Source organism: Bacillus sp. JK106 (assembly GCF_053663355.1).
Map to the genome: position 1 here is coordinate 792,012 of NZ_JBSJQC010000002.1, position 23,707 is coordinate 815,718.

General features: G+C 46.4%; 20 protein-coding genes. All 20 read left to right on the top strand.

The features are described 5' to 3' along the window. Window positions 1-37: 37 nt before the first annotated feature. The 20 genes from truB (at window position 38) to ACWJJS_RS09535 (ending at window position 23,635) form a co-directional block, all read left to right on the top strand. Window positions 38-967 carry a tRNA pseudouridine(55) synthase TruB gene (gene truB, locus ACWJJS_RS09440; protein WP_069013689.1) on the top strand — a complete coding sequence of 310 codons (930 nt, stop codon included), beginning with the start codon at window positions 38-40 and terminating at the stop codon, window positions 965-967. Between the two features lie 19 nt (window positions 968-986). Further along, a complete protein-coding gene (gene ribF / locus ACWJJS_RS09445; RefSeq protein ID WP_003154183.1) occupies window positions 987-1,928 on the top strand; it encodes a bifunctional riboflavin kinase/FAD synthetase in 942 nt (313 codons plus the stop codon). A gap of 165 nt (window positions 1,929-2,093) precedes the next feature. After that, a complete protein-coding gene (rpsO, locus tag ACWJJS_RS09450; RefSeq protein WP_003154182.1) occupies window positions 2,094-2,363 on the top strand; it encodes a 30S ribosomal protein S15 in 270 nt (89 codons plus the stop codon). Between the two features lie 174 nt (window positions 2,364-2,537). Next, entirely contained in the window at window positions 2,538-4,661 is a 2,124-nt protein-coding gene (gene pnp, locus ACWJJS_RS09455; RefSeq protein WP_071391827.1) for a polyribonucleotide nucleotidyltransferase, read from the top strand. Between the two features lie 112 nt (window positions 4,662-4,773). Further along, on the top strand, window positions 4,774-5,733 hold the full coding sequence (locus tag ACWJJS_RS09460) for a polysaccharide deacetylase family protein (protein ID WP_146276790.1): 960 nt from the start codon (window positions 4,774-4,776) through the stop codon (window positions 5,731-5,733). Window positions 5,734-5,772: 39 nt separating this feature from the next. Then, on the top strand, window positions 5,773-7,008 hold the full coding sequence (locus ACWJJS_RS09465) for a M16 family metallopeptidase (protein WP_003154178.1): 1,236 nt from the start codon (window positions 5,773-5,775) through the stop codon (window positions 7,006-7,008). Between the two features lie 78 nt (window positions 7,009-7,086). After that, the gene (locus tag ACWJJS_RS09470; protein WP_003154176.1) at window positions 7,087-7,344 is read left to right on the top strand and encodes a YlmC/YmxH family sporulation protein; all 258 of its coding nucleotides are present in this window, start codon (window positions 7,087-7,089) and stop codon (window positions 7,342-7,344) included. Window positions 7,345-7,500: 156 nt separating this feature from the next. Beyond that, window positions 7,501-8,391 (top strand): dipicolinic acid synthetase subunit A, encoded by an 891-nt coding sequence (gene dpaA, locus ACWJJS_RS09475; RefSeq protein ID WP_025851250.1) that lies wholly within the window; start codon window positions 7,501-7,503, stop codon window positions 8,389-8,391. Between the two features lie 2 nt (window positions 8,392-8,393). Then, on the top strand, window positions 8,394-8,984 hold the full coding sequence (gene dpaB / locus ACWJJS_RS09480) for a dipicolinate synthase subunit B (RefSeq protein WP_007409809.1): 591 nt from the start codon (window positions 8,394-8,396) through the stop codon (window positions 8,982-8,984). 134 nt (window positions 8,985-9,118) lie between these two features. Continuing rightward, the gene (gene asd / locus ACWJJS_RS09485) at window positions 9,119-10,159 is read left to right on the top strand and encodes an aspartate-semialdehyde dehydrogenase (protein WP_003154169.1); all 1,041 of its coding nucleotides are present in this window, start codon (window positions 9,119-9,121) and stop codon (window positions 10,157-10,159) included. Between the two features lie 88 nt (window positions 10,160-10,247). Continuing rightward, on the top strand, window positions 10,248-11,462 hold the full coding sequence (gene dapG, locus ACWJJS_RS09490; protein WP_025649453.1) for an aspartate kinase: 1,215 nt from the start codon (window positions 10,248-10,250) through the stop codon (window positions 11,460-11,462). A 30-nt stretch (window positions 11,463-11,492) separates the two neighbouring features. After that, a complete protein-coding gene (dapA, locus tag ACWJJS_RS09495) occupies window positions 11,493-12,362 on the top strand; it encodes a 4-hydroxy-tetrahydrodipicolinate synthase (protein ID WP_003154166.1) in 870 nt (289 codons plus the stop codon). Between the two features lie 178 nt (window positions 12,363-12,540). Next, on the top strand, window positions 12,541-14,208 hold the full coding sequence (gene rnjB, locus ACWJJS_RS09500) for a ribonuclease J2 (RefSeq protein ID WP_173612752.1): 1,668 nt from the start codon (window positions 12,541-12,543) through the stop codon (window positions 14,206-14,208). 114 nt (window positions 14,209-14,322) lie between these two features. Further along, on the top strand, window positions 14,323-15,060 hold the full coding sequence (locus tag ACWJJS_RS09505) for a ClpP family protease (RefSeq protein ID WP_025851243.1): 738 nt from the start codon (window positions 14,323-14,325) through the stop codon (window positions 15,058-15,060). Then, the gene (locus ACWJJS_RS09510; RefSeq protein ID WP_003154161.1) at window positions 15,057-15,266 is read left to right on the top strand and encodes a YlzJ-like family protein; all 210 of its coding nucleotides are present in this window, start codon (window positions 15,057-15,059) and stop codon (window positions 15,264-15,266) included. Before ACWJJS_RS09505 ends, ACWJJS_RS09510 begins: the two co-directional genes overlap by 4 nt. A 134-nt stretch (window positions 15,267-15,400) precedes the next feature. Further along, window positions 15,401-17,761, top strand: coding sequence for a DNA translocase FtsK (locus ACWJJS_RS09515; protein ID WP_454023505.1), 2,361 nt, complete (start codon window positions 15,401-15,403; stop codon window positions 17,759-17,761). A gap of 124 nt (window positions 17,762-17,885) precedes the next feature. Continuing rightward, window positions 17,886-18,611: a GntR family transcriptional regulator gene (locus tag ACWJJS_RS09520; protein WP_065180276.1), complete on the top strand. Its 726-nt coding sequence runs from the start codon at window positions 17,886-17,888 to the stop codon at window positions 18,609-18,611. Window positions 18,612-18,724: 113 nt separating this feature from the next. Then, complete coding sequence (locus ACWJJS_RS09525; RefSeq protein ID WP_070081835.1) at window positions 18,725-19,954, top strand: MFS transporter; 1,230 nt, start codon at window positions 18,725-18,727, stop codon at window positions 19,952-19,954. A gap of 106 nt (window positions 19,955-20,060) precedes the next feature. After that, window positions 20,061-20,516, top strand: a complete 456-nt coding sequence (locus ACWJJS_RS09530; protein WP_172614696.1) for a MarR family winged helix-turn-helix transcriptional regulator — start codon at window positions 20,061-20,063, stop codon at window positions 20,514-20,516. Next, window positions 20,516-23,635 (top strand): MMPL family transporter, encoded by a 3,120-nt coding sequence (locus ACWJJS_RS09535; protein ID WP_317461465.1) that lies wholly within the window; start codon window positions 20,516-20,518, stop codon window positions 23,633-23,635. Before ACWJJS_RS09530 ends, ACWJJS_RS09535 begins: the two co-directional genes overlap by 1 nt. Window positions 23,636-23,707: the final 72 nt, after the last annotated feature.

The following is a 23,707-nucleotide window of genomic DNA, read 5'->3' on the forward strand; positions in this document are numbered from 1 at the left end:
TACGGGATACAATTGATAACAAAGGAGCGAAAGACAGATGGTTAACGGAGTTCTCCTTTTACATAAACCGGTCGGCATGACTTCTCACGACTGTGTAATGAAAATAAGAAAACTGTTAAAAACAAAGAAAGTCGGGCATACGGGAACCCTTGATCCGGAAGTGTCAGGCGTACTGCCGATCTGTGTCGGACGGGCTACAAAGATCGTTGAGTACGTCACCGACAAGTCAAAAACGTACGATGCTGAGATCACTCTCGGTTTCTCCACATCGACCGAAGATCAGACGGGAGAAACGGTCAGCGTAAAACCTGTCAGGGAGCCGCTGAAAGAAGCGGATATCAAAGCCGTTTTAGACGAATTGAAGGGACCGCAGGAGCAAGTGCCGCCGATGTATTCCGCGGTAAAGGTCAACGGGAAAAAGCTCTATGAATACGCCAGAGCGGGTATTGAAGTGGAGCGGCCGAAGCGGAATATCACGATTGAAGATATCGCGCTCACTTCCCCTGTCACTTATAACGAAGACACAGCATCATTCCGCTTTACAGTCACGTGCTCAAAAGGCACTTACGTCAGAACGTTGGCGGTGACAATCGGTGAAAAACTCGGCTATCCCGCGCATATGTCGCATCTCATCCGCACTGCTTCAGGCGATTTCAGCCTTGATGAATGTTTCACGTTTGAGGAACTTGAACAGCAGGTTTCGGACGGAACGGTTGCAGAGCATGCCGTGCCGATCGATAGAGCGCTCAATCATTTGCCGAAATGGGTCATAAGTGATACATTAGCTAAGAAAGCTGAAAACGGGTCGGTGTTTGACATCCCGGCGGAATTTTCTGCAATGACAGCTGACGCCCGTATAGCGGTCTGTACTGAAGACGGAGAATGTGTGGCCATTTATATGCCGCATCCTTCAAAAAAAGGACTGCTGAAACCGGCTAAAGTGCTCATGCAAAAAAGCGAACAATAAGAAAAAAGGTGACCGTTCTGTGAAGACGATACATATTTCTCATCCGCATCATTTACAAAAAGAAGAGCAGCCGGCGTCTGTCATGGCGCTCGGCTACTTTGACGGCGTTCATTTGGGACACCGGAAAGTAATCGGAACAGCCAGACAAATTGCCGAAGAAAAAGGCCTGTCGCTGGCCGTTATGACGTTTCATCCACACCCTTCCCATGTGTTGGGCAGGGACAAAGAGCCAAAGGATCTGATTACGCCGCTTGAAGATAAAATCAGCCAGATCGGGCGTTTAGGCGCTGATGTGCTGTATGTCGTAAAGTTTGATGAAGCGTTTGCGTCTCTGTCTCCAAAACAGTTTGCCGAGGAGTATATTTTAGGGTTGAACGCGCGGCACGCTGTGGGAGGCTTCGATTTTACGTACGGAAAATACGGAAAAGGCACGATGGAGACGCTGCCGGACGATTTAAACGGCAAGGCCGGATGCACGACTGTCGAGAAACAGACCGAGCAGGACAGAAAGATCAGCTCCACTTATATCCGGTCAGCGCTGCAGGATGGTGACGTTGAACTTGCGCACACTCTTCTCGGCCAGCCGTATTTTATCCGGGGCACTGTGATTCACGGAGACAAGAGAGGCCGCACCATCGGTTTTCCGACCGCGAATATCGGCCTGCACAACAGCTATATCGTGCCGCCGACAGGCGTGTATGCAGTGAAAGCCGAAATAAAAGGCGAGGTGTATGAAGGCGTCTGCAACATCGGCTACAAACCGACCTTTTATGAAAAGCGTCCCGATCAGCCGTCAATTGAAGTTCATTTGTTTAATTTTCAACAGGATGTATACGGAGAAGACGTTAAAATCGAGTGGTACAAACGAATCCGAAGCGAACGGAAGTTTAACGGCATCGATGAACTGACGGCTCAGATCGGTAAAGACAAACAAGAAGCGATCCGTTTTTTCAGCAAATAACGGAAAAAACATCAAAAGTACACAAATTTTATTCTAAAAGATTTGCATATGGGCGCGATTTTTAGTATCATATGTTTCGTAGTCTTAAAACCATTGCTTGGCAATCCGAAGTCACCGACGGTTGCTAGGTAACTGGGGCTAATTATGATATGGAGGTGAAACAGGATGGCAATTACTCAAGAGCGTAAAAATCAACTCATCAGCGAGTTCAAAACACACGAATCTGATACTGGTTCTCCAGAAGTTCAGATCGCTATCCTAACAGACTCAATTAACAACTTGAACGAGCATTTGCGTACTCACAAGAAAGATCACCACTCACGTCGCGGTCTTCTTAAAATGGTAGGTAAACGTCGTAATCTTCTTACGTATCTGCGTAATAAAGACGTAACTCGTTACCGTGAGTTAATTAACAAACTAGGCTTACGTCGATAATCGTAAAAAGCGGGAGGATTCCCGCTTTTTTATCGTATTAAAGCGAAAAAAATAATAATAAAAAAACAATGAAATCCTTTTACATACTACTTTGACATTGATATGTTCAATTCATTTCGTTCATAATAGGAGTAATTGATTATTTCACACATTAAGAGAGGAGCTCGTAATCGAATGGGACAAGAGAAACATGTCTTTACCATAGATTGGGCCGGCAGACAGCTTACAGTAGAAGCCGGCCAGCTTGCCAAACAGGCAAACGGCGCTGTCATGGTCCGCTACGGCGATACTGCAGTGCTCAGCACAGCAACCGCATCAAAAGAACCGAAACCGCTAGATTTTTTCCCGCTTACCGTTAACTATGAAGAAAGATTATACGCAGTAGGTAAAATTCCGGGCGGTTTTATTAAAAGAGAAGGCCGTCCAAGTGAAAAGGCTGTTTTAGCCAGCCGTCTGATCGACCGTCCGATCCGCCCGCTTTTCGCAGACGGATTCCGTAACGAAGTACAGGTCATCAGCATTGTCATGAGTGTTGATCAGGACTGCTCATCTGAAATGGCTGCAATGTTCGGTTCATCACTCGCTCTTTGCGTTTCCGATATCCCGTTTGAAGGCCCGATCGCGGGTGTGACGGTAGGCCGCATTGACGGGAAATTCGTCATCAATCCGACGGTTGACCAGCTTGAAAAAAGTGATATCAACCTCATCGTTGCAGGCACAAAAGATGCCATCAACATGGTGGAAGCCGGAGCGGATGAAGTTCCTGAAGAAATCATGCTTGAGGCGATTATGTTCGGTCACGAAGAAATTAAGCGCCTGATCGCATTCCAAGAAGAAATCGTCGCAGCAGTCGGCAAAGAGAAAACAGAGATCGAACTGTATGAAATTGACGAAGAGCTCAGCGAAAAAGTAAAAAGCCTTGCGGAGCCGGATCTTCTCAGCGCCATTCAGGTTCACGAAAAACATGCTCGCGAAGACGCGATCAATGAAGTGAAAAATGCAGTTGTCGCGAAATTCGAAGAAGAAGAGCATGATGAAGATACAATTAAAAAAGTGAAACAGACACTGTCTAAACTCGTGAAAAACGAAGTGCGCCGTTTGATCACAGAAGAAAAAGTCCGTCCGGACGGCCGCGGCGTTGATCAAATCCGCCCGCTTTCTTCAGAAGTCGGCCTTCTGCCGAGAACACACGGATCCGGTCTGTTTACGAGAGGACAGACGCAGGCGCTCAGCGTTTGTACATTAGGCGCCCTTGGAGACGTTCAGATTCTTGACGGTTTAGGCGTGGAAGAGTCAAAACGCTTTATGCATCATTATAACTTCCCGCAGTTCAGCGTAGGGGAGACAGGCCCGATGCGCGGACCGGGACGCCGTGAGATCGGTCACGGTGCTCTTGGAGAGCGTGCGCTTGAGCCGGTCATTCCGAATGAAAAAGACTTCCCGTATACGGTCCGCCTCGTATCTGAAGTGCTTGAATCAAACGGTTCCACTTCACAGGCCAGCATCTGCGCAAGTACGCTTGCCATGATGGACGCAGGTGTTCCGATTAAAGCCCCTGTTGCAGGTATCGCGATGGGACTTGTGAAATCAGGCGAGTACTATACGGTATTAACCGATATTCAAGGGATGGAAGACGCCCTCGGTGACATGGACTTTAAAGTAGCCGGCACGGAAAAAGGCGTGACAGCGCTGCAAATGGACATTAAAATTGAAGGCCTTTCAAGAGAAATTCTTGAAGAAGCGCTTCAGCAGGCGAAAAAAGGAAGAATGGAAATCTTGGACAGCATGCTCAGCACGCTTGGTGAATCAAGAAAAGAACTTTCTCAATATGCGCCGAAAATTTTAACGATGACCATTAATCCGGATAAAATCCGTGACGTTATCGGACCGAGCGGTAAACAAATCAACAAAATCATTGAAGATACCGGTGTTAAAATTGACATTGAACAAGACGGCACCATCTTTATTTCTTCTACTGATGAAAGCAGCAACCAAAAAGCGAAAAAAATTATCGAAGATCTTGTCAGAGAAGTCGAAGTCGGCCAACTTTACCTCGGTAAAGTGAAACGGATTGAGAAATTCGGCGCTTTTGTTGAAATCTTCAGCGGAAAAGACGGTCTCGTTCACATCTCTGAACTAGCGCTCGAACGGGTCGGCAAGGTTGAGGATGTTGTGAAAATCGGTGACGAAATCCTTGTGAAGGTAACTGAAATTGACAAACAGGGACGAGTGAATCTGTCGCGTAAAGCAGTGCTGCGCGAAGAGAAAGAAAAAGAACAGGAACAACAACAATCTTAAATGAAAACCTAACAAGGAGCCTGGGAGACCCGGCTTCTTTATTTTGAGAAAGACAACAGACGGGTTCTACCTTGTCCTCCTCATACATAATGTGTGATGAGGGGGGAAGGACATGTTGAAAAAATTCGTGCCGTTTGCCGTTTTTTTATTTCTTTTTTTTGTTTCGTTTGAAATGTTAAAAAACCCGTATACAGTTGATTACATAGACGCAATGAAAAAAGACGCGGTAACTGTGTCAGCATCAAAAGATCCGCTCTATGAAGAATTACTGCAAAAAGCGTCAGAGTATGAAGTGAAGCCGCAAGACGCGCGGATTGACAAAATATGGAAGAGTATACCGGGATATAACGGTTTAAAAGTCAATGTGGAAAAATCCTATAAACAAATGAAAAAGGACGGAGAATTTCACGAAGACGACCTTGTCTATGAGCAGGTAAAGCCGAAAGTCCATCTTGATTCTCTCGCGCCCGAACCCATTTATAAAGGAAATCCCGACAAACCGATGGTCGCTTTCCTGATAAATGTCGCCTGGGGGAATGAATACGTGGAGCAAATGCTGCCTATTCTGAAGCGGCACCAGGTCAAAGCAACTTTCTTTCTTGAAGGGAAATGGCTGAAAAACAATCAGGAACTGGGGAAAAAAATAGCGGCAGACGGACATGAAATCGGAAATCATTCATACAATCACCCTGATATGAGCAAACTGACTTCAGGAAGCATTTCCGAACAGCTTGACAAAACCAATGCACAAATCAGCGAGACGCTCGGCATGAAGCCGAAATGGTTTGCGCCGCCAAGCGGCAGCTTCAGAAAAGCCGTGGTCGACCTTGCGGCGGAAAAAGGAATGGGCACCATCATGTGGACCGTTGACACCATTGACTGGCAAAAACCGTCTCCCGCTGTTTTACAAACAAGGGTGTTGAGCAAAATACATAACGGAGCCATGATTTTAATGCATCCGACTGATCCGACTGCGAAAAGCCTGGATACACTGATTGCAAAAATCAAAGAAAAAGGCTACGCGCTCGGCTCAGTGTCTGACTTAATGGATGAAAACAGGCTGATGAAGTAGCAGGCGGCAGTTGCCTGTCTTTGAATAGGAGGAACAGACTTGATAAAACGCTATACATGCCAAAACGGTGTAAGAGTTGTGCTTGAAAATAATCCAACGGTGCGGTCTGTGGCAATCGGCGTCTGGATCGGGACGGGATCACGTCATGAAACGCCGGAGACAAACGGTATTTCGCACTTTCTTGAGCATATGTTTTTTAAAGGAACAAATACCAGGTCCGCACGTGAAATCGCAGAATCCTTCGATCGGATAGGCGGCCAAGTGAATGCCTTCACTTCAAAAGAATATACGTGCTATTACGCCAAAGTGCTGGATGAGCATGCAAACTACGCACTTGATGTGCTGGCTGATATGTTCTTTCATTCTGCTTTTGACGAAGATGAGCTCAAAAAAGAAAAGAACGTCGTATATGAAGAAATCAAAATGTATGAAGACGCGCCGGATGACATTGTCCACGATCTGCTGAGCAAAGCGACATACGGCAATCATTCGCTCGGATACCCGATTCTGGGGACGGAGGAAACGCTTTCGTCGTTTAACGGCGATTCTCTCAGACAGCATATGGATGACTTTTACACGCCGGACCGCGTCGTCATTTCTGTCGCCGGAAATGTAACGGAACAATTCATTAAAGACGTGGAGAAATGGTTCGGTACATACGAAGCGAAGGGCAAAGCAAGCGGCATCAGCGAGCCTGAGTTTCATTATGAAAAGCTGACCAGAAAAAAAGACACCGAACAGGCGCATCTCTGTCTCGGTTTCAAAGGCCTGAAAGTCGGAGATCCGGACATTTACGATTTGATCGTCTTAAACAACGTGCTCGGCGGAAGCATGAGCAGCCGTCTTTTCCAGGATGTGCGCGAAGATAAAGGACTGGCCTATTCTGTATACAGCTATCACAGTTCCTATGAAGACAGCGGTATGCTGACGATTTACGGAGGCACCGGCGCGAATCAGCTCGGACTTCTGTCTGAAACCATTCAGGAAACGTTATCGGTTCTAAAACGTGACGGTATCACTCCAAAAGAGCTGGAAAACAGCAAAGAGCAAATGAAGGGGAGCTTAATGCTCAGCTTAGAAAGCACAAACAGCAAAATGAGCCGGAACGGGAAAAACGAACTCCTGCTCGGAAAGCATAAGACCATGGATGAAATTATCGCTGAATTAAATGCGGTCAGCCTGGAAAGCGTCAACGGCCTCAGCCGCCGCTTATTTACGGATGATTACGCACTATCGCTCATCAGCCCGACCGGCAATATACCGGCCTCGTCTTAAGCTGCAAAGCAGTCTGCCTCTATACGGGGCAGGCATTTTTTTTTGCTCCGGGTCATATAGTACAAGGGGGTGGCTATCATGAGGCTCAGTGAACTGTCAGGTAAAGAAATTGTGGATATTAAACGTGCAGAGCGGCTCGGCGTGCTCGGCCAGACCGATTTGGAAATTAATGAACAGGACGGACAAATTACCGCGCTGTTGATACCGACGGTAAAATGGTTCGGACTGCGAAAACAAGGCCACGACATCCGCGTCCCCTGGAACCATATCCAAAAAATCGGGTCAGACATGATCATTTTAGACGTTCCGGGGGAGATCACGCCTCCCGAAGAGTAGATCTTATTCATTTTTTGCAAGCACCGGCTCATACAGCCGGTGCTTTTTTCATGAAAAAGACGCTGTACATTCACCGCCCTTTCTCTTTGCACATACGATGAAGAGGAGGATGACACTTAAAAGATCCAGTAACTGTAAAGAAGGTGAACGTTTCAGATGTTAACCGGATTAACAATTGCGATCATTGGCGGTGACGCAAGACAGCTTGAGATTATAAGAAAGCTGACAGAACAGCATGCCGATATTTATCTTGCAGGGTTTGACCAATTGGATGACGGTTTTACAGGAACCGTCAAATGCAAAATTGATGAGATTCCCTTTCAAAAAATAGACAGTATCATCCTGCCTGTATCGGCAACGACCGGAGAAGGCGTTGTTTCCACGGTTTTTTCAAATGAAGAAGTGGTATTAAAGCAGAGCTATCTTGAGCGGACACCGGAGCATTGCGTCATTTATTCAGGCATCTCCAATGCATATCTTGAGGGGATCGCCAGCGAAGCCGGCCGTAAGCTTGTGAAATTATTTGAGCGGGACGACATCGCGATATTCAACTCGATTCCCACTGTTGAAGGAACAATCATGATGGCGATTCAGCATACGGATTATACCATTCACGGATCAAATGTCGCCGTTCTCGGCATGGGGCGCACCGGTATGACGATCGCCCGGACGTTTGCAGCGTTAGGGGCGAAAGTAAAAGTGGGCGCGCGGAGTTCGGCTCATTTAGCCCGTATATCGGAAATGGGGCTTTCTCCTTTTCAACTTGAAGAGCTTACTGAACATGTAAATGATATTGATATCTGCATTAACACCGTACCGAGCTTGATTCTGAATCAAAGCGTTTTATCGCGCATGACGCCGAAGACCTTGATTTTGGATTTAGCATCCCGTCCGGGCGGAACGGATTTCAAATATGCTGAAAAACAAGGCATTAAAGCGCTGCTTGCTCCGGGTCTTCCGGGAATTGTGGCCCCGAAAACAGCCGGACAGATTATTGCGAACGTATTGAGCAAGCTTTTGGCAGACTTAAAGAAAGAGGGGAAATAGCCATGTCTCTGAAAGGGAAAAGAATCGGATTCGGATTAACCGGCTCGCATTGCACATATGAGGAAGTTTTTCCGCAAATAGAGGCGCTTATCAGTCAAGGAGCTGAAGTCCGGCCGGTCGTGACGTCAACCGTTCAATCGACCGATACCCGCTTTGGGGAGGGGGGAGATTGGGTCAGAAAAATTGAAGAAGCAACAGGCTTTGAGGCGATTGATTCCATCGTAAAAGCAGAGCCTCTCGGGCCGAAACTTCCGCTCGACTGCATGGTCATCGCCCCTTTAACTGGAAATTCAATGAGCAAACTCGCAAATGCGATGACTGACAGCCCCGTCCTTATGGCTGCGAAAGCCACGATCCGCAACGGCCGGCCGGTCGTGCTCGGAATTTCAACAAATGACGGACTCGGTTTAAACGGAACGAATTTAATGAGGCTGATGTCCGCAAAAAACATATATTTCATCCCGTTCGGCCAGGATGACCACGTGAAAAAACCGACATCGCTCGTCGCCAGAATGGATCTCCTTCCGATTACGGTAGAAAAAGCTCTTTTGCACCAGCAGGTTCAGCCGGTGCTCGTACACCATCATGAATAAAAAATCATGATGACAGAAAATCATTCCGGAATAAAAAAATTCGGTCAATCCGTGACTATTCTATGGTAAAATAAAACGTAAAATGCAAAGTCAATTCAACAAATGATGCTTAATTGGCGGAAGGAGTTTTACAGATGGGAAGAGGATTACACGTAGCAGTTGTCGGAGCGACGGGAGCCGTAGGACAGCAAATGCTGAAAACACTGGAAGACAGAAACTTTGAAATCGAAACACTCACACTACTATCCTCAAAGCGTTCTGCTGGTACGAAAGTAACGTTTAAAGGCGAAGAATATACAGTGCAGGAAGCTGTTCCTGAAAGCTTCGAAGGCGTTCATATCGCGTTATTCAGCGCCGGCGGAAGCGTATCACAAAGCTTGGCGCCTGAGGCTGTAAAACGGGGAGCCATCGTGATTGACAATACGAGCGCATTCCGTATGGACGAAAATACACCGCTCGTGGTGCCTGAGGTGAACGAAGGTGATCTGCACAAACATAACGGCATTATCGCCAATCCTAACTGTTCAACGATTCAGATGGTGGCTGCGCTTGAACCGATCCGCAAAGCGTACGGTTTGAAAAAAGTCATTGTATCTACTTACCAAGCTGTTTCCGGAGCCGGCAATGAAGCGGCGAAAGAATTGTACAGCCAGACAAAGGCGATTTTAAACAATGAACCCGCAGAACCGTCCATTATGCCGGTTAAAGGCGACAAAAAGCATTATCAAATCGCATTTAACGCCATTCCGCAAATTGATAAATTCCAAGACAACGGCTATACGTTTGAGGAAATGAAAATGATTAATGAAACGAAAAAAATCATGCATATGCCGAAGCTGGAAGTGGCTGCGACATGTGTCAGACTGCCGATTGAAACAGGGCACTCAGAATCTGTTTACATTGAGCTTGACCGTGATGACGCAACCGTTGAAGATATTAAACAGCTTTTAAAAGAAGCTCCGGGTGTTACGCTTCAGGATGATCCGGCGGAGCAGCTTTACCCGATGCCTGCTGATTGCGTCGGCAAACGCGATGTATTTGTAGGAAGAATCCGGAAAGATTTGGACAGAGCAAACGGTTTTCATTTGTGGGTTGTTTCTGATAACCTGTTAAAAGGCGCCGCTTGGAACTCAGTTCAAATCGCGGAAAGCCTGCAAAAACTGAACCTCGTATAAAACAAACGTATTTTCTATAGGCGAACAGAAGAGAGTAAGGCTCTGCCTGCTCTCTTCTGTTACGTCAGACTAATTTGGAGTGAAAATAGTGAAGATCATAGTTCAAAAATTCGGCGGAACATCCGTAAAAGATGACAAAGGCCGCAAGCTTGCGCTAGCACACATTAAAGATGCCATAAGTGAAGGTTATAAGGTTGTCGTTGTCGTATCGGCGATGGGAAGAAAAGGAGACCCGTACGCGACAGATTCTTTAATCGGGCTCCTTTACGGCAGCCAGTCCGACATTTCTCCGAGAGAGCAGGATATGCTTCTGTCTTGCGGAGAAACGATTTCGTCCGTTGTTTTTTCCAGCATGCTGAAGGAAAACGGCATAAAAGCCGCAGCTTTAACAGGAGCCCAGGCCGGCTTTTTAACCAATGCCCAGCATACTGACGCCAAAATTATAGAAATGAAAACAGAGCGGCTTTTCGCTGCACTCGCCAGCCATGATGCCGTCGTTGTCGCAGGGTTTCAGGGAGCGACTGAAAAAGGCGACACGACGACGATCGGCAGAGGAGGAAGCGATACATCAGCGGCGGCGCTCGGCGCGGCGGTTGATGCTGAGTTTATCGACATTTTTACGGACGTGGAAGGCGTTATGACAGCCGATCCGAGAATCGTGGAAAATGCTAAGCCGCTTCCGAATGTAACATATACGGAAATCTGCAACCTTGCTTATCAAGGCGCGAAAGTCATTCATCCGCGCGCGGTGGAAATCGCCATGCAGGCAAAGGTGCCGATCCGCGTGCGCTCCACTTATTCAAAAGACAAAGGCACTTTGGTGACGTCCCATCATTCGTCCAACGTCGGCAGCGATGTATTCGAACGGCTGATCACGGGGATCGCACATGTGAAAGATGTGACGCAATTTAAGGTTCCCGCCAAAATGGGGCAATACAACGTTCAGACTGAAGTCTTTAAAGCAATGGCAAATGCCGGAATCAGCGTAGATTTCTTTAACATTACGCCGAGTGAAATCGTATATACCGTAGCCGGCAGTAAAACGGAAGCCGCGCGCAGCATTTTGGCTGAATTAGGATATGAACCGACAGTGACGGAAAGCTGTGCGAAAGTGTCAGCGGTCGGCGCCGGAATAATGGGTGTTCCGGGTGTCACGTCAAAAATCGTCTCCGCACTTTCTGATAAAGGCATTCCGATTCTGCAATCTGCCGACAGCCATACGACGATCTGGGTGCTCGTTCATGAAAAAGATATGGTAACGGCCGTAAATGCGCTGCATGAAGTGTTTGAACTTTCAAAGTAAATGTGATTGAATCATGATGAGGTGAAAAAAATGAATGTCGGAAATATATCTACAGCGATGATTACCCCCTTTGACAGTAAAGGGAATGTAGACTTTCAAAAACTGTCTACATTAATCGACTATTTGTTGAAAAACGGCACGGATTCTTTAGTCGTCGCAGGCACGACCGGCGAATCCCCGACACTTTCAACGGAAGAAAAAATTGCACTCTTTGAATTTACAGTCAAAGAAGTGAACGGACGCGTGCCTGTTATTGCGGGTACAGGAAGCAACAATACGAAAGACTCCATTAAACTGACAAAAAAAGCTGAAGAAGCCGGCGTCGATTGCGTTATGCTTGTCACGCCGTATTATAATAAGCCTTCCCAAGAGGGGATGTACCGTCATTTTAAAGCCATAGCTGAAGAAACGTCTCTTCCTGTGATGCTTTACAACGTGCCGGGCAGAACGGTCGCTTCGCTTGCGCCGGAAACGGCCATCAGACTTGCGGAGATTCCGAATATCTCTGCGATTAAAGAAGCGAGCGGCGATCTTGATGCCATTACGAAAATTATTGCCGAAACACCGGAAGATTTTTACGTCTATTCAGGTGATGACGGGTTAACGCTTCCTATTCTCGCAGTCGGCGGAAGAGGAGTCGTGTCAGTGGCCAGCCATATCGTGGGTTCTGACATGCAGCAGATGATTAAAAACTATACGAACGGGCAGACGGCAACCGCGGCACTGATTCATCAGAAGCTTCTGCCGATCATGAAGGAGCTCTTTAAAGCGCCTAATCCGGCTCCGGTCAAAACGGCGCTGCAGCTGAAAGGCCTTGATGTCGGATCTGTGCGTCTTCCTCTTATCCCGCTGAATGAAGATGAACGTCTGAGCCTGAGCAGCGTCATCAGCGAACTGTAAGAAAAAATTTATACAGTTGAAATACGCGGTCATTCTCATTTTTATCGTGAGTTTGACCGTTTTGTATACATATTGGTTTTCCCTAAACCTTCCGCTTCTTCTTGTTTTCTAAAATTGATATCAGTTATAATAGGAACAAGTGATGATGGACGGGTATGAGACTAGGAGGATACAGATTTTGAAAAAGAAAAATACAGAAAACGTCAGAATTATCGCCCTTGGCGGCGTCGGAGAAATTGGGAAGAACCTATATGTCATTGAAATTGACTCAGACATATTTGTAGTGGATGCAGGGCTGATGCACCCTGAAAATGAAATGCTCGGTATTGATGTTGTCATTCCGGATATTTCCTACTTAGTAGAACGGGCTGACCGCGTGAAGGCCATCTTTCTGACACACGGGCACGATGAAAACATCGGGGGCGTCTTTTATTTATTGAACAAGCTGTCGGTGCCGGTATACGGAACGAAGCTTACGCTTGCATTACTGAGAGAAAAACTCAAGCAGTACGGGCATAATCGAAAAGCTGATTTACGTGAAGTTCACTCTAAATCAGTCATTACATTTGAATCAACGAAAGTATCGTTCTTTAAAACGATTCACAGTATTCCGGATTCAGTCGGAGTCAGCTTCAAAACATCACTTGGCTCTATTGTATGCACGGGAGACTTCAAATTTGACCAGACGCCTGCATATCACCAATCATGTGATATTGGCGAAATTGCCAAAATCGGAAACAGCGGCGTGCTCGCCCTGCTTTCTGACAGCGCCAATGCGGAGCGCCCGGGGTATACTCCGTCAGAAGCATATGTAAGCGGTGAAATTTCCGATGCGATGAACAATTCAGAAAACCGTGTCATCATTGCTGTATTCGCGTCTAATATCAACCGGATCCAGCAAGTGATACAGGCTGCCGTCCAGAACGGCCGCAAACTTGCAATCGCCGGAAAAAATCTGCAAAACGTGCTTCAGCTTGGGCGCAAACTCGGCTATATTGAAGCCGACGATGAAATGTTTATTCCTGTGCAGGATGTGAAAAAATATCCGAAGCGGGACGTGGCAATTGTTACAGCCGGAAGCCATGGTGAGCCGCTGGCCGCTCTTACGCGGATGGCCAAGCAGGCGCACAAGCAGCTTAACATTGAAGAAGGAGACACCGTTGTCATTGCATCAACACCGATTCCGGGGCATGAATTGATATATTCCAAAACCGTCAACCTGCTTGCCCGCGCCGGCGCTCAAGTCATTTTCGCCCAAAAACGAGTGCATGTGTCCGGTCACGGTTCGCAGGAAGAATTGAAACTCATGCTTAATTTGCTGAAACCGAAATATTTAATTCCGGTTAACGGTGAATTCAGAATGCAAAAAGCGCATTCCAAAATCGCAGAAGAGATCGGCATGAAACGCAGCGATATTTTCTTGATTGAAAAAGGTGACGTCGTTGAATTCCGCGGCCAGAATGTGAAAATCGGGGATAAAGTCACATACGGAAACGTTCTGATTGACGGCCTCGGAGTCGGCGACATCGGCAACATCGTGCTGAGAGACCGCCGCTTATTGTCACAAGACGGCATTCTCATCGTTGTGATTTCACTCGATAAGCAGAAGAAGAACCTTGTTTCAGGCCCTGAGATCATTACGCGCGGTTTCGTGTATGTCAGAGAATCAGAGGGGTTAATTGTACAAGCTACTGAGCTCGTCCGCTCTATCGTGACTGAAGCGACGGAAACATCTGCCGTAGAATGGTCCACGCTGAAACAAGCAATGCGTGATGCGCTGAATCAATTCCTTTATGAAAAAACAAAACGCAAGCCGATGATCATTCCGATCATTATGGAAGTATAATGTTACAAAGCCGGAGCGCATGATGCTCCGGCTTTGTTTTTGTTCATGTCCCGGATGGAAATCATCATCTTTGTTCATAATACAAAGAGACATTCGGAAAGGGTGAAAGATAAAATGGATCATCGTATGGAAAACACCGAAGAACAGCAGCCCGAAAAATCAGATGCGAAAGACAGCATTATGAGCAAAATTCAGCAGCTGGGAGAGACATCTCTGCCGCAAATGTCCCAAGATACCAATATTCACTGCCTGACGATCATCGGCCAAATTGAGGGGCACGTCCAGCTCCCGCCGCAAAATAAAACAACCAAATATGAACATGTCATTCCGCAAATCGTCGCCATTGAGCAAAATCCGAAAATCGAAGGACTTCTGATCATCTTAAACACCGTCGGAGGCGATGTGGAAGCGGGGCTTGCGATTGCGGAAATGCTCGCATCCTTATCAAAACCGACCGTCTCAATCGTACTCGGCGGGGGCCACTCCATAGGTGTGCCGATCGCCGTGTCATGTGATCATAGTTTTATCGCGGAGACAGCGACAATGACCATTCACCCCGTTCGGCTTACAGGTCTGGTTATCGGTGTTCCGCAAACGTTTGAATACCTGGATAAAATGCAGGAGCGGGTTGTCAACTTTGTGACCCATCATTCAAATATTTCCGAAGAAAAATTCAAAGAGCTGATGTTTTCAAAAGGAAACTTAACCAGGGACATCGGAACGAACGTAGTCGGCAAAGATGCGGCTGATTACGGACTAATTGATGACGTGGGCGGCGTCGGACAGGCGATAAAAAAGCTGAATCAGCTGATAGAGGAACGAAAGGGCGAGGAAGGAAGGATGATTCAATGATCCTTTATACCGTCATGCCCCAAGAAGTCGTTTACGGTCAGGATATAGAGCAAAGCGTGCATGAACAGGTAGATTACGCCGGCGTGCCGCTGCTAGTTGAGATGAAGGGAAATGAAGCTGAAGTCGTACAGATTTTAAGTACGAACCCGATGGATTTTCTGAATCCGGACATCGCTCCGGGACAAAAAATCAAGCTGAAAATCTAACCGGCATTCAGTCCGTTTCTCGGGGGCAAAATATGCTATAATAGGGGAATCCTACAGAAAAATGCAGCCGGCAAAAGGCTGCTTTTCTTCATGATGTATGATTTTACATTTTTTAACGCAGTAAGGTGATGAGTGTGGCAAAGAAAAAACGGAAATCTAAAAAGAAACAAGAGAGTAAGCTCAATCTAAAATACGAACTAAGCGGACTGCTCTGTGTTGCAATCTCGATTATTGCTGTTTTGCAGCTCGGCGTTGTGGGACAGACATTTGTGTACTTGTTCCGTTTTTTTGCCGGAGAGTGGTTTATTTTATGCTTAATTGCGCTCTTCCTTCTCGGAATTTCGCTGTTTTGGAAAAAGAAGAGTCCAAGCCTTTTAACGAGAAGAAAGGCGGGGTTGTACTGTATTATCGCCAGTATTTTGCTGCTGTCTCACGTGCAGCTCTTTAAAAATCTGTCTCATCACGGGTCGATTCGGTCGGCAAGTGTCATCGGCAACACGTGGGAGCTGTTTATGATTGACATGAAACAGCAGGCTGCTTCCCCTGATTTGGGCGGCGGCATGATCGGCGCGGTACTGTTTGCAGCTTCCCACTTTTTATTTGCATCAACGGGTTCACAGATCATGGCGATCGTGCTGATCTTAATGGGGCTGATTCTTGTAACGGGGCGTTCACTGCAGGAAACGCTCAAAAAGTGGACGAGCCCCGTCGGCCGGTTTATCCGCAGTCAATGGCAGGCATTTCTTGAGGATATGAAGACGGTCAGAACGAATATGTCTTCGCCGAAAACAAAAACCAGATCGGGCAAAAAACAAAAACGGGTTCAAAAGAAAAAAGAAATGCCTGAGCCCGAAGAAGAGGATGAGGAAATCATTTCGCCGATCATCCATTCAGAGCCGATTATTTCAAGCTTTTCAGACCGTCAGGAAGAACGCGTCGAACCGCTGATTCCGGAAAAAACGCAGGAGACGGCGCAAGCGGCAAAAGATGAGCCTTCCGGCGGCGCTCAAGACAGTGACGAAACGGCTGCCGCTCCGCCGATGACGTTTACAGAGCTTGAAAATAAAGATTATCAAATGCCTTCATTGGACATTCTGGCTGACCCGAAACATACCGGCCAGCAAACCGATAAGAAAAACATTTACGAGAATGCAAGAAAACTCGAACGGACTTTTCAAAGCTTCGGGGTAAAGGCGAAAGTGACCCAAGTTCATCTCGGCCCGGCGGTCACAAAATATGAGGTGTATCCGGACGTCGGGGTCAAAGTCAGTAAAATCGTGAATCTGAGCGATGACCTTGCGCTCGCGCTTGCCGCCAAGGATATCCGGATAGAAGCGCCGATTCCGGGTAAATCAGCAATCGGCATCGAGGTGCCCAATGCTGAAGTTGCGATGGTTTCGTTAAAAGAAGTGCTTGAATCCAAGCTCAATGACAAGCCGGACGCGAAGCTTCTGATCGGCTTGGGACGAAATATTTCCGGGGAAGCCGTGCTTGCCGAACTGAACAAAATGCCCCACCTGCTCGTAGCGGGGGCAACGGGAAGCGGAAAAAGCGTCTGTGTCAACGGTATTATTACGAGCATTCTGATGAGGGCCAAACCGCATGAAGTGAAGATGATGATGATTGACCCGAAAATGGTTGAGCTGAATGTGTATAACGGCATTCCTCATCTGCTTGCGCCGGTCGTGACAGATCCGAAAAAGGCCTCGCAGGCTTTGAAAAAGGTCGTCAATGAGATGGAGCGCCGCTATGAGCTGTTCTCCCATACGGGTACGAGAAATATAGAAGGCTATAACGACCATATAAAGCGGTCAAATGCCGAAGAAGAAGTCAAGCAGCCTGAGCTGCCATACATCGTCGTCATCGTTGACGAGCTTGCCGATCTGATGATGGTCGCTTCTTCCGATGTGGAAGATTCAATTACGAGACTTTCACAGATGGCGCGGGCGGCGGGAATTCATTTGATTATCGCGACTCAGCGGCCTTCAGTTGACGTTATTACCGGTGTTATTAAAGCCAACATTCCGTCAAGAATTGCCTTCAGTGTTTCATCTCAGACCGATTCACGGACAATTTTAGACATGGGCGGCGCTGAAAAGCTTCTGGGGCGCGGAGACATGCTGTTTCTGCCTGTAGGCGCGAATAAGCCTGTCCGGGTCCAGGGAGCATTTTTATCGGATGAAGAGGTTGAGCATGTCGTCGATCATGTGATTACGCAGCAAAAAGCGCAGTATCAAGAAGAGATGATTCCGGAAGAAGTGTCGGAAACACACAGTGAAGTAACGGATGATCTCTATGACGAAGCGGTCGATTTGATTATCGGCATGCAGACGGCATCAGTCTCCATGCTTCAAAGGCGGTTCAGAATCGGATATACGAGAGCAGCCCGTCTGATTGACGCAATGGAGGAACGGGGCGTCGTCGGGCCGTATGAAGGAAGCAAACCGAGGGAAGTACTATTATCTAAGGAACAATATGATGAGCTCTCTTCTTAAAAAGGAGAGAGTTTTCACTGAAAATGATATCACCAAAATCATTCCTATTTATTTTTTTATTAAAACATGATATAGTTGTCCCAATTGTTCAATAATTTATGAAAGTGGTTTACGGAGGGGAAACATGTCTACAAAAGCTGACAATCGTCACTTGTACCTAAAAGTGATTGAGCGAATCAAAGAGGATATACAAAACGGAATTTACACCGAAAAGGAAAAGCTTCCTTCTGAATTTGAGCTTTCAAAATCTATGGGTGTCAGCCGGGCAACTCTGCGTGAAGCTTTGCGTATCCTTGAAGAGGAGCATGTGATTATCAGAAGGCACGGTGTGGGCACTTTCGTCCATACAAAACCGCTGTTTCTTTCAGGTATTGAACAGCTCAACAGCGTGACGAAAATGATTCAGCAGGCGAACATGGTGCCGGGTACGATTTTTTTGTCGTCTCAGGTCATCACGCCGACTGATGAAGATATCGCTAGATTCCGGCTTGAGCCTGAGCAGGAGCTTTTTTATTTGGAACGCGTGAGAACGGCAAGCGGCACTCCGGTCGTTTACTGTTTAGATACGATTCCGATGCACATTCTGCCGAATTCTTTCTGTCATGAACAGGAATCTATTTTTGATCTTTTGGAAAAAAACTCCGGGTCTGTGATCAGCTATGCCGTTGCTGATATCGAACCGATCGGATATCACGATACGATTTCACCGGTTTTGGAATGCGAGCCGGAGACGGCGCTTTTATTGCTGAAGCAAACCCACTATAATCAGAATGATGAACCTGTGCTGTATTCATTAAATTATTTCCGGGCTGATAAGTTCAGTTTTCATGTTGTAAGAAAACGTTTTTAAGACAGACGCGTCATGTGTCTGTTTTTTTTTATTTGCCGCTTCAATACATACTTTGTTTTCCGCAAGGCACAATAAAACAGGAAACAACCAAGTATAGTGAATGGGTGAATAAGTTGAGTAAGAAGAAAAATGGAACAAAAAATATCATTGCTCTGGCTTCTGTACCGCTCGTGATGACACTCGGGAATTCCATGCTGATTCCTGTGCTTCCGATGATTGAAAAGAAGCTGTCCATATCGTCTTTTCAAGTATCGTTAATTATAACGGTCTATTCGATTGTGGCGATTATTTGTATTCCGATTGCCGGATATTTGTCCGATAAATTCGGAAGAAAAAAGGTTCTTCTGCCTTGTCTTCTCATAGCCGGTGCGGGCGGAGCGCTTGCCGCGATAGCTTCCACCGCGTTCAAGCATCCTTATCCCATTATCTTGGCGGGGCGGGTGCTGCAAGGAATCGGTTCGGCAGGGGCGGCTCCTGTAGTGATGCCGTTTATCGGTGATTTATTCAAAGGAGATGATGAGCGGATTACCGCGGGGCTCGGCGACATTGAGACGTCAAACACGGCCGGGAAAGTATTAAGCCCGATTCTCGGGTCGCTCTTGGCTGCATGGTTTTGGTTTATGCCGTTTTGGTTCATTCCGTTTTTTTCGCTCATCAGTTTTTTTCTCGTATTGTTTTTGGTGGCAAAGCCGGAGAAACAAAAAGAAGCGCCTTCTATTTCCGAATTTGTGAAAAATGTCGGCCGCATATTTAAGCGTGACGGACGCTGGCTCTTTACGGTATTTATCATCGGCTGCGTGATTATGTTTTTGCTGTTCGGGGTTCTTTTTTATTTATCAGACTCACTGGAGAAGAAATACGGAATTGACGGTGTGGCTAAAGGATCGCTTTTGGCAATCCCGCTTTTATTTCTATCCGTCAGTTCATATATATCAGGCAGAAAAATCGGGAAAGACCAAGGCAAAATGAAGTTTTGCATTGTTTTCGGAATGAGTGCCGTGACACTGTCGTTTATCGGCCTATGGTGGAATCACAGTTTTTATTTATTATTTATCTTTTTGTGTGTCAGCGGTATCGGTATCGGAATAGCATTACCGGCATTAGACGCTGTCATCACAGAAGGCGTAGACAACGAGGAATCGGGAACCATCACCTCGTTTTATAACAGCATGCGGTTTATCGGAGTAGCGGCGGGACCGCCGATCTTTGCTGCCCTGATGTCAAATGCAGGCTGGCTGATTTTTATTTTATCCGCTTTTTGCGGTATTGTGTCTGTATTTTTAGCGCTGTTAAATATCTCATCACAAGCAAAAGAAAAAAAGGAATCATTAAAGACGGTGTAATCTGCACTGTCTTTTTTTATTTTATTTTGAAGATTGACATGATATCGTCAAGTCGTTATCCTTTTTAATAGTTAAACATTTTAACTATTGGAAGGAGGGGGAAAAGGTGCATGAAGAAAAAGTAAAGCAGCTGATTCAGCGTTATTCCGATGTATACCTGCACGTCTTAAAAAAAATTGACAGCATTATCGCTGAAAAAGTGAACAAAGAGCTGACATTGGATCAATATAACATACTCCGCTATATTATGCTCAATCCGGATTGCAAATCAATTGAACTGGCCGCGGTGTGCCACGTCAACAAAAGCGCCATTACATCGATGACGAACCGCCTGTATGAAAAAGGCTACATCAATAGAGAACGCAGCCAAAGCGACCGCCGGAGCATACTTTTAAATGTCACGGAAAAGGGGACGGAAGTATTTCACCGTGTGGAGCGGCGGATTGAGGAACTCGTCCGTTCATATATTATGTATTTTGATGAAGACGAGGCGGAGATGTTCGTTAATACATATGAAAAATTATATCGATTGATGATGACAGAGGAGGATCAGCAGACATAATGAAAAACATTATCCGAGCCCGCTGGATCATCGCCGCGTTATGGATCGCCGCAACGGTGATATTTATGCTTACAGCGCCTGATATGGCTGAATTGACACGGGAGAAAGGGCAGATTTCCGTACCGGACGGATATTCCTCTTCTTATGCCCATGAATTGCTTGATGAAATGTCTGATTCAGATGCACCGTCTTCTTCCGCCGTCATCGTATTTCACGAAAAAGGATTAATGACAGACAAAAAAGATCGTCTGGAAGAAGCCGTCAGCACTTTGTCTGAACAGAAAAAAGCGCTTCAGATTAAAACAGTGACTTCATACTTCGGGGAGAAAAATGACGACATCAAAAAACAGCTGCTGTCAAAAGACAGACAAACGATGCTCGTTCAGCTGCAGCTTGATACATCCAAAAACGATATCCTCGAAATAAAAAATAAAATTGATAAAGAGCTGAAACCGTACGGCGTATCATACGGCATTACAGGCCAGTCGCTGATCGACGAAGATGTGTTAAAAAGCTCACAGGACGGCTTGAAAAAGACTGAATATATAACGGTCGCTTTTATCCTGATCGTGCTGGTCCTTGTATTCCGGTCAGTGGTCGCTCCGTTTGTGCCGCTTTTATCTGTATTGATATCTTATTTAGTCAGCCAGTCGATTGTCGCATTTTTAGTCGACCAGCTGAATTTTCCGCTCTCAACTTTTACGCAGATTTTTATGGTTGCGATTATGTTCGGAATCGGTACAGACTACTGCATTCTGCTTCTCAGCAGATTTAAAGAAGAACTGTCGCATGGCGCTGATATAAGAGAAGCGATTGTCGTCACCTACAAAACGGCCGGAAAGACGGTTTTGTACAGCGGCGGTGCGGTGCTGATCGGATTTGCCTGCATCGGATTTGCGACATTTAAGCTGTATCAGTCGGCAGCCGCCGTTGCGGTCGGTGTCGCGGTGCTGCTGCTTGCGCTCATGACGATCGTGCCGTTTTTTATGGCTGTTTTAGGAAAAAGACTGTTTTGGCCCGTTAAGGGCGATATTTCCCATCCTCAAAGCAAAGCTTGGGAAACGGCAGGGCGGTTTTCATTTAAAAGGCCGCTCATCAGTCTTGCAATCGTTGCGGTATTCACCGTCCCGCCTATCCTTCTTTACAAAGGATCGCTATCTTACAACAGCCTTGACGAAATCGGGGATAAATATGAATCCGTCCGCGCGTTTAATACGATTTCAGGCGCATTCGGCCCGGGAGAACTTCTTCCGGCCACAGTCGTCATCAAAAATGATGAGCCATTAAATACCGAAAAACACCTGATTGATATCGAAAAAATCAGCAGAGAACTTGAAAAAACAGAGGGTGTAAAAACGGTCAGAAGCGCCACGCGCCCTGCCGGAAACGGATTGAATCAATTATTTGTCACAAATCAGGCAAAGCAGCTTCAAGAAGGGCTTGATAAAGGCAATACAGGACTTGAAAAAATCACGGACGGATTAGGGCATGCCGCAAAGTCGTTAGCTGATTCACAGCCGCAGATCGAAGAGTCGGGGAAAAGCGTCAATCAGCTTATTAACGGAACATTGTCTCTGAAATCCGGGCTTTCTGATATAGGAGAAAACCTGAATAAACTGCAGGCTGGCGTGAATGAGAATAAAGCCGGCGTCGCCCAGATGAGAAATCAGATTGAAGAGCAAAAACAAATGCTGACTTCACAGCTCAAACAAAACAGCGGTCTCGCTTCAGAAACGCAAAACGCTTTAAAATTGGTAAAAACCGTCCTGCCGATGAAAGATGAAGCCAGCAGACAGCTTGCCGATTTGAACAAGCAGCTTGCCCGGCTGCCGTTTGCAAAATTGGAAGCGTCAATACCGTCAGTCAAAACCGATCCCTCTTACAAAGAAATCAAATCGGCCTTTACGGGTGTACAGTCAGCCGTTTCCAAGGCAAACGCGGATGCAGAAGCGTTTTCTAAACAGGTCGACAGTCAAAAGGATCATCTGCAGCAAGCGGAAAAACAATTTGCCCGGCTGGCAGCCGCACAGAAGAAGATTGACACTCAAATTAACGCAATGATCAATGGACTGACCAGCATTGAAAACGGTCTGCAGCAAGTGTCAGACGGACAGGGGGCTCTTGCAGGACAAATGCCGCGCCTTGAATCGGCGGCAGGACAGCTCGCGGAGGGCCAGAAAAAAATGAAGAGCGGTCTCGGTGATTTTTCTTCCCGGCTCAGCGATCTTTCTTCAGGCCTTAACGATAGTGTAAAAGGGCTTAAGAAAGTATCAAGCGGCATGATGGGGGCGAATGATTACCTGGGTGAGCTTCACAAGGCGTCAGATAAAGAAATGACAGGCTGGTTTGTGCCGAAAGACGCGTTGACAAACAGTGATTTCACAAGCGTGTTTAATACGTACATGTCAGATGACAGAAAAACGACAGAATTGACCGTCGTTCTTGATAACAATCCTTACTCAAATACGGCCATTCAAGATATTCAAGCGATCAAAGCGAGCGTAAAAAGAGCCATTCCGAATACGGATCTGAAGAATGCCTCTTTCGGCGTTTCGGGAGTCTCCAGCATGAATGCCGATCTGAAAGAAGTATCGGATTCAGACTTCAAACGGACGGCAATGTTTATGCTGGCGGGAATTTTTCTGATTCTCATCATAATGCTGCGCTCTCTCATTATGCCTGTTTATTTAGTGGCGTCGCTCGTACTGACGTATTTCGCATCCATCGGCGTGACGGAATACATCTTTACACACTTCTTCGGGTATCCGGGCGTAAACTGGGCCGTACCGTTCTTCGGCTTTGTTATTTTGATGGCTCTTGGTGTGGATTATTCCATCTTTTTAATGGACCGCTTTAATGAGCTGAAAAAAGAAGGAACGGGGCCCGCAATGATCAGCAGTATGAAAAATATGGGTTCCGTCATCATTTCTGCGGCGATTATTTTAGCGGGAACCTTTGCGGCCATGCTGCCGTCAGGCGTTCTTTCCTTATTACAGATTGCAACCGTGGTATTAACAGGCCTTCTCATGTATGCAATTGTCGTCCTTCCGTTTTTTGTACCGGTCATGGTGAAAATATTCGGAAGAGCCAACTGGTGGCCTTTCAATTTGAAAAAATAACGTTCAATGCCTCTGCCTGTTTTCGGGCAGAGGTTTTTTGTTTCCTTATAAATCCTCCAGTTGATATAATTA

What these genes read in the sequence shown, in the direction of transcription:
- truB (WP_069013689.1), top strand. Translation starts at nt 38, where the DNA reads ATGGTTAACGGAGTTCTCCTTTTACATAAACCGGTCGGCATGACTTCT.
- rpsO (WP_003154182.1), top strand. Translation starts at nt 2,094, where the DNA reads ATGGCAATTACTCAAGAGCGTAAAAATCAACTCATCAGCGAGTTCAAA.
- pnp (WP_071391827.1), top strand. Translation starts at nt 2,538, where the DNA reads ATGGGACAAGAGAAACATGTCTTTACCATAGATTGGGCCGGCAGACAG.
- ACWJJS_RS09460 (WP_146276790.1), top strand. Translation starts at nt 4,774, where the DNA reads ATGTTGAAAAAATTCGTGCCGTTTGCCGTTTTTTTATTTCTTTTTTTT.
- ACWJJS_RS09470 (WP_003154176.1), top strand. Translation starts at nt 7,087, where the DNA reads ATGAGGCTCAGTGAACTGTCAGGTAAAGAAATTGTGGATATTAAACGT.
- dpaA (WP_025851250.1), top strand. Translation starts at nt 7,501, where the DNA reads ATGTTAACCGGATTAACAATTGCGATCATTGGCGGTGACGCAAGACAG.
- dpaB (WP_007409809.1), top strand. Translation starts at nt 8,394, where the DNA reads ATGTCTCTGAAAGGGAAAAGAATCGGATTCGGATTAACCGGCTCGCAT.
- asd (WP_003154169.1), top strand. Translation starts at nt 9,119, where the DNA reads ATGGGAAGAGGATTACACGTAGCAGTTGTCGGAGCGACGGGAGCCGTA.
- dapA (WP_003154166.1), top strand. Translation starts at nt 11,493, where the DNA reads ATGAATGTCGGAAATATATCTACAGCGATGATTACCCCCTTTGACAGT.
- ACWJJS_RS09505 (WP_025851243.1), top strand. Translation starts at nt 14,323, where the DNA reads ATGGATCATCGTATGGAAAACACCGAAGAACAGCAGCCCGAAAAATCA.
- ACWJJS_RS09510 (WP_003154161.1), top strand. Translation starts at nt 15,057, where the DNA reads ATGATCCTTTATACCGTCATGCCCCAAGAAGTCGTTTACGGTCAGGAT.
- ACWJJS_RS09520 (WP_065180276.1), top strand. Translation starts at nt 17,886, where the DNA reads ATGTCTACAAAAGCTGACAATCGTCACTTGTACCTAAAAGTGATTGAG.
- ACWJJS_RS09535 (WP_317461465.1), top strand. Translation starts at nt 20,516, where the DNA reads ATGAAAAACATTATCCGAGCCCGCTGGATCATCGCCGCGTTATGGATC.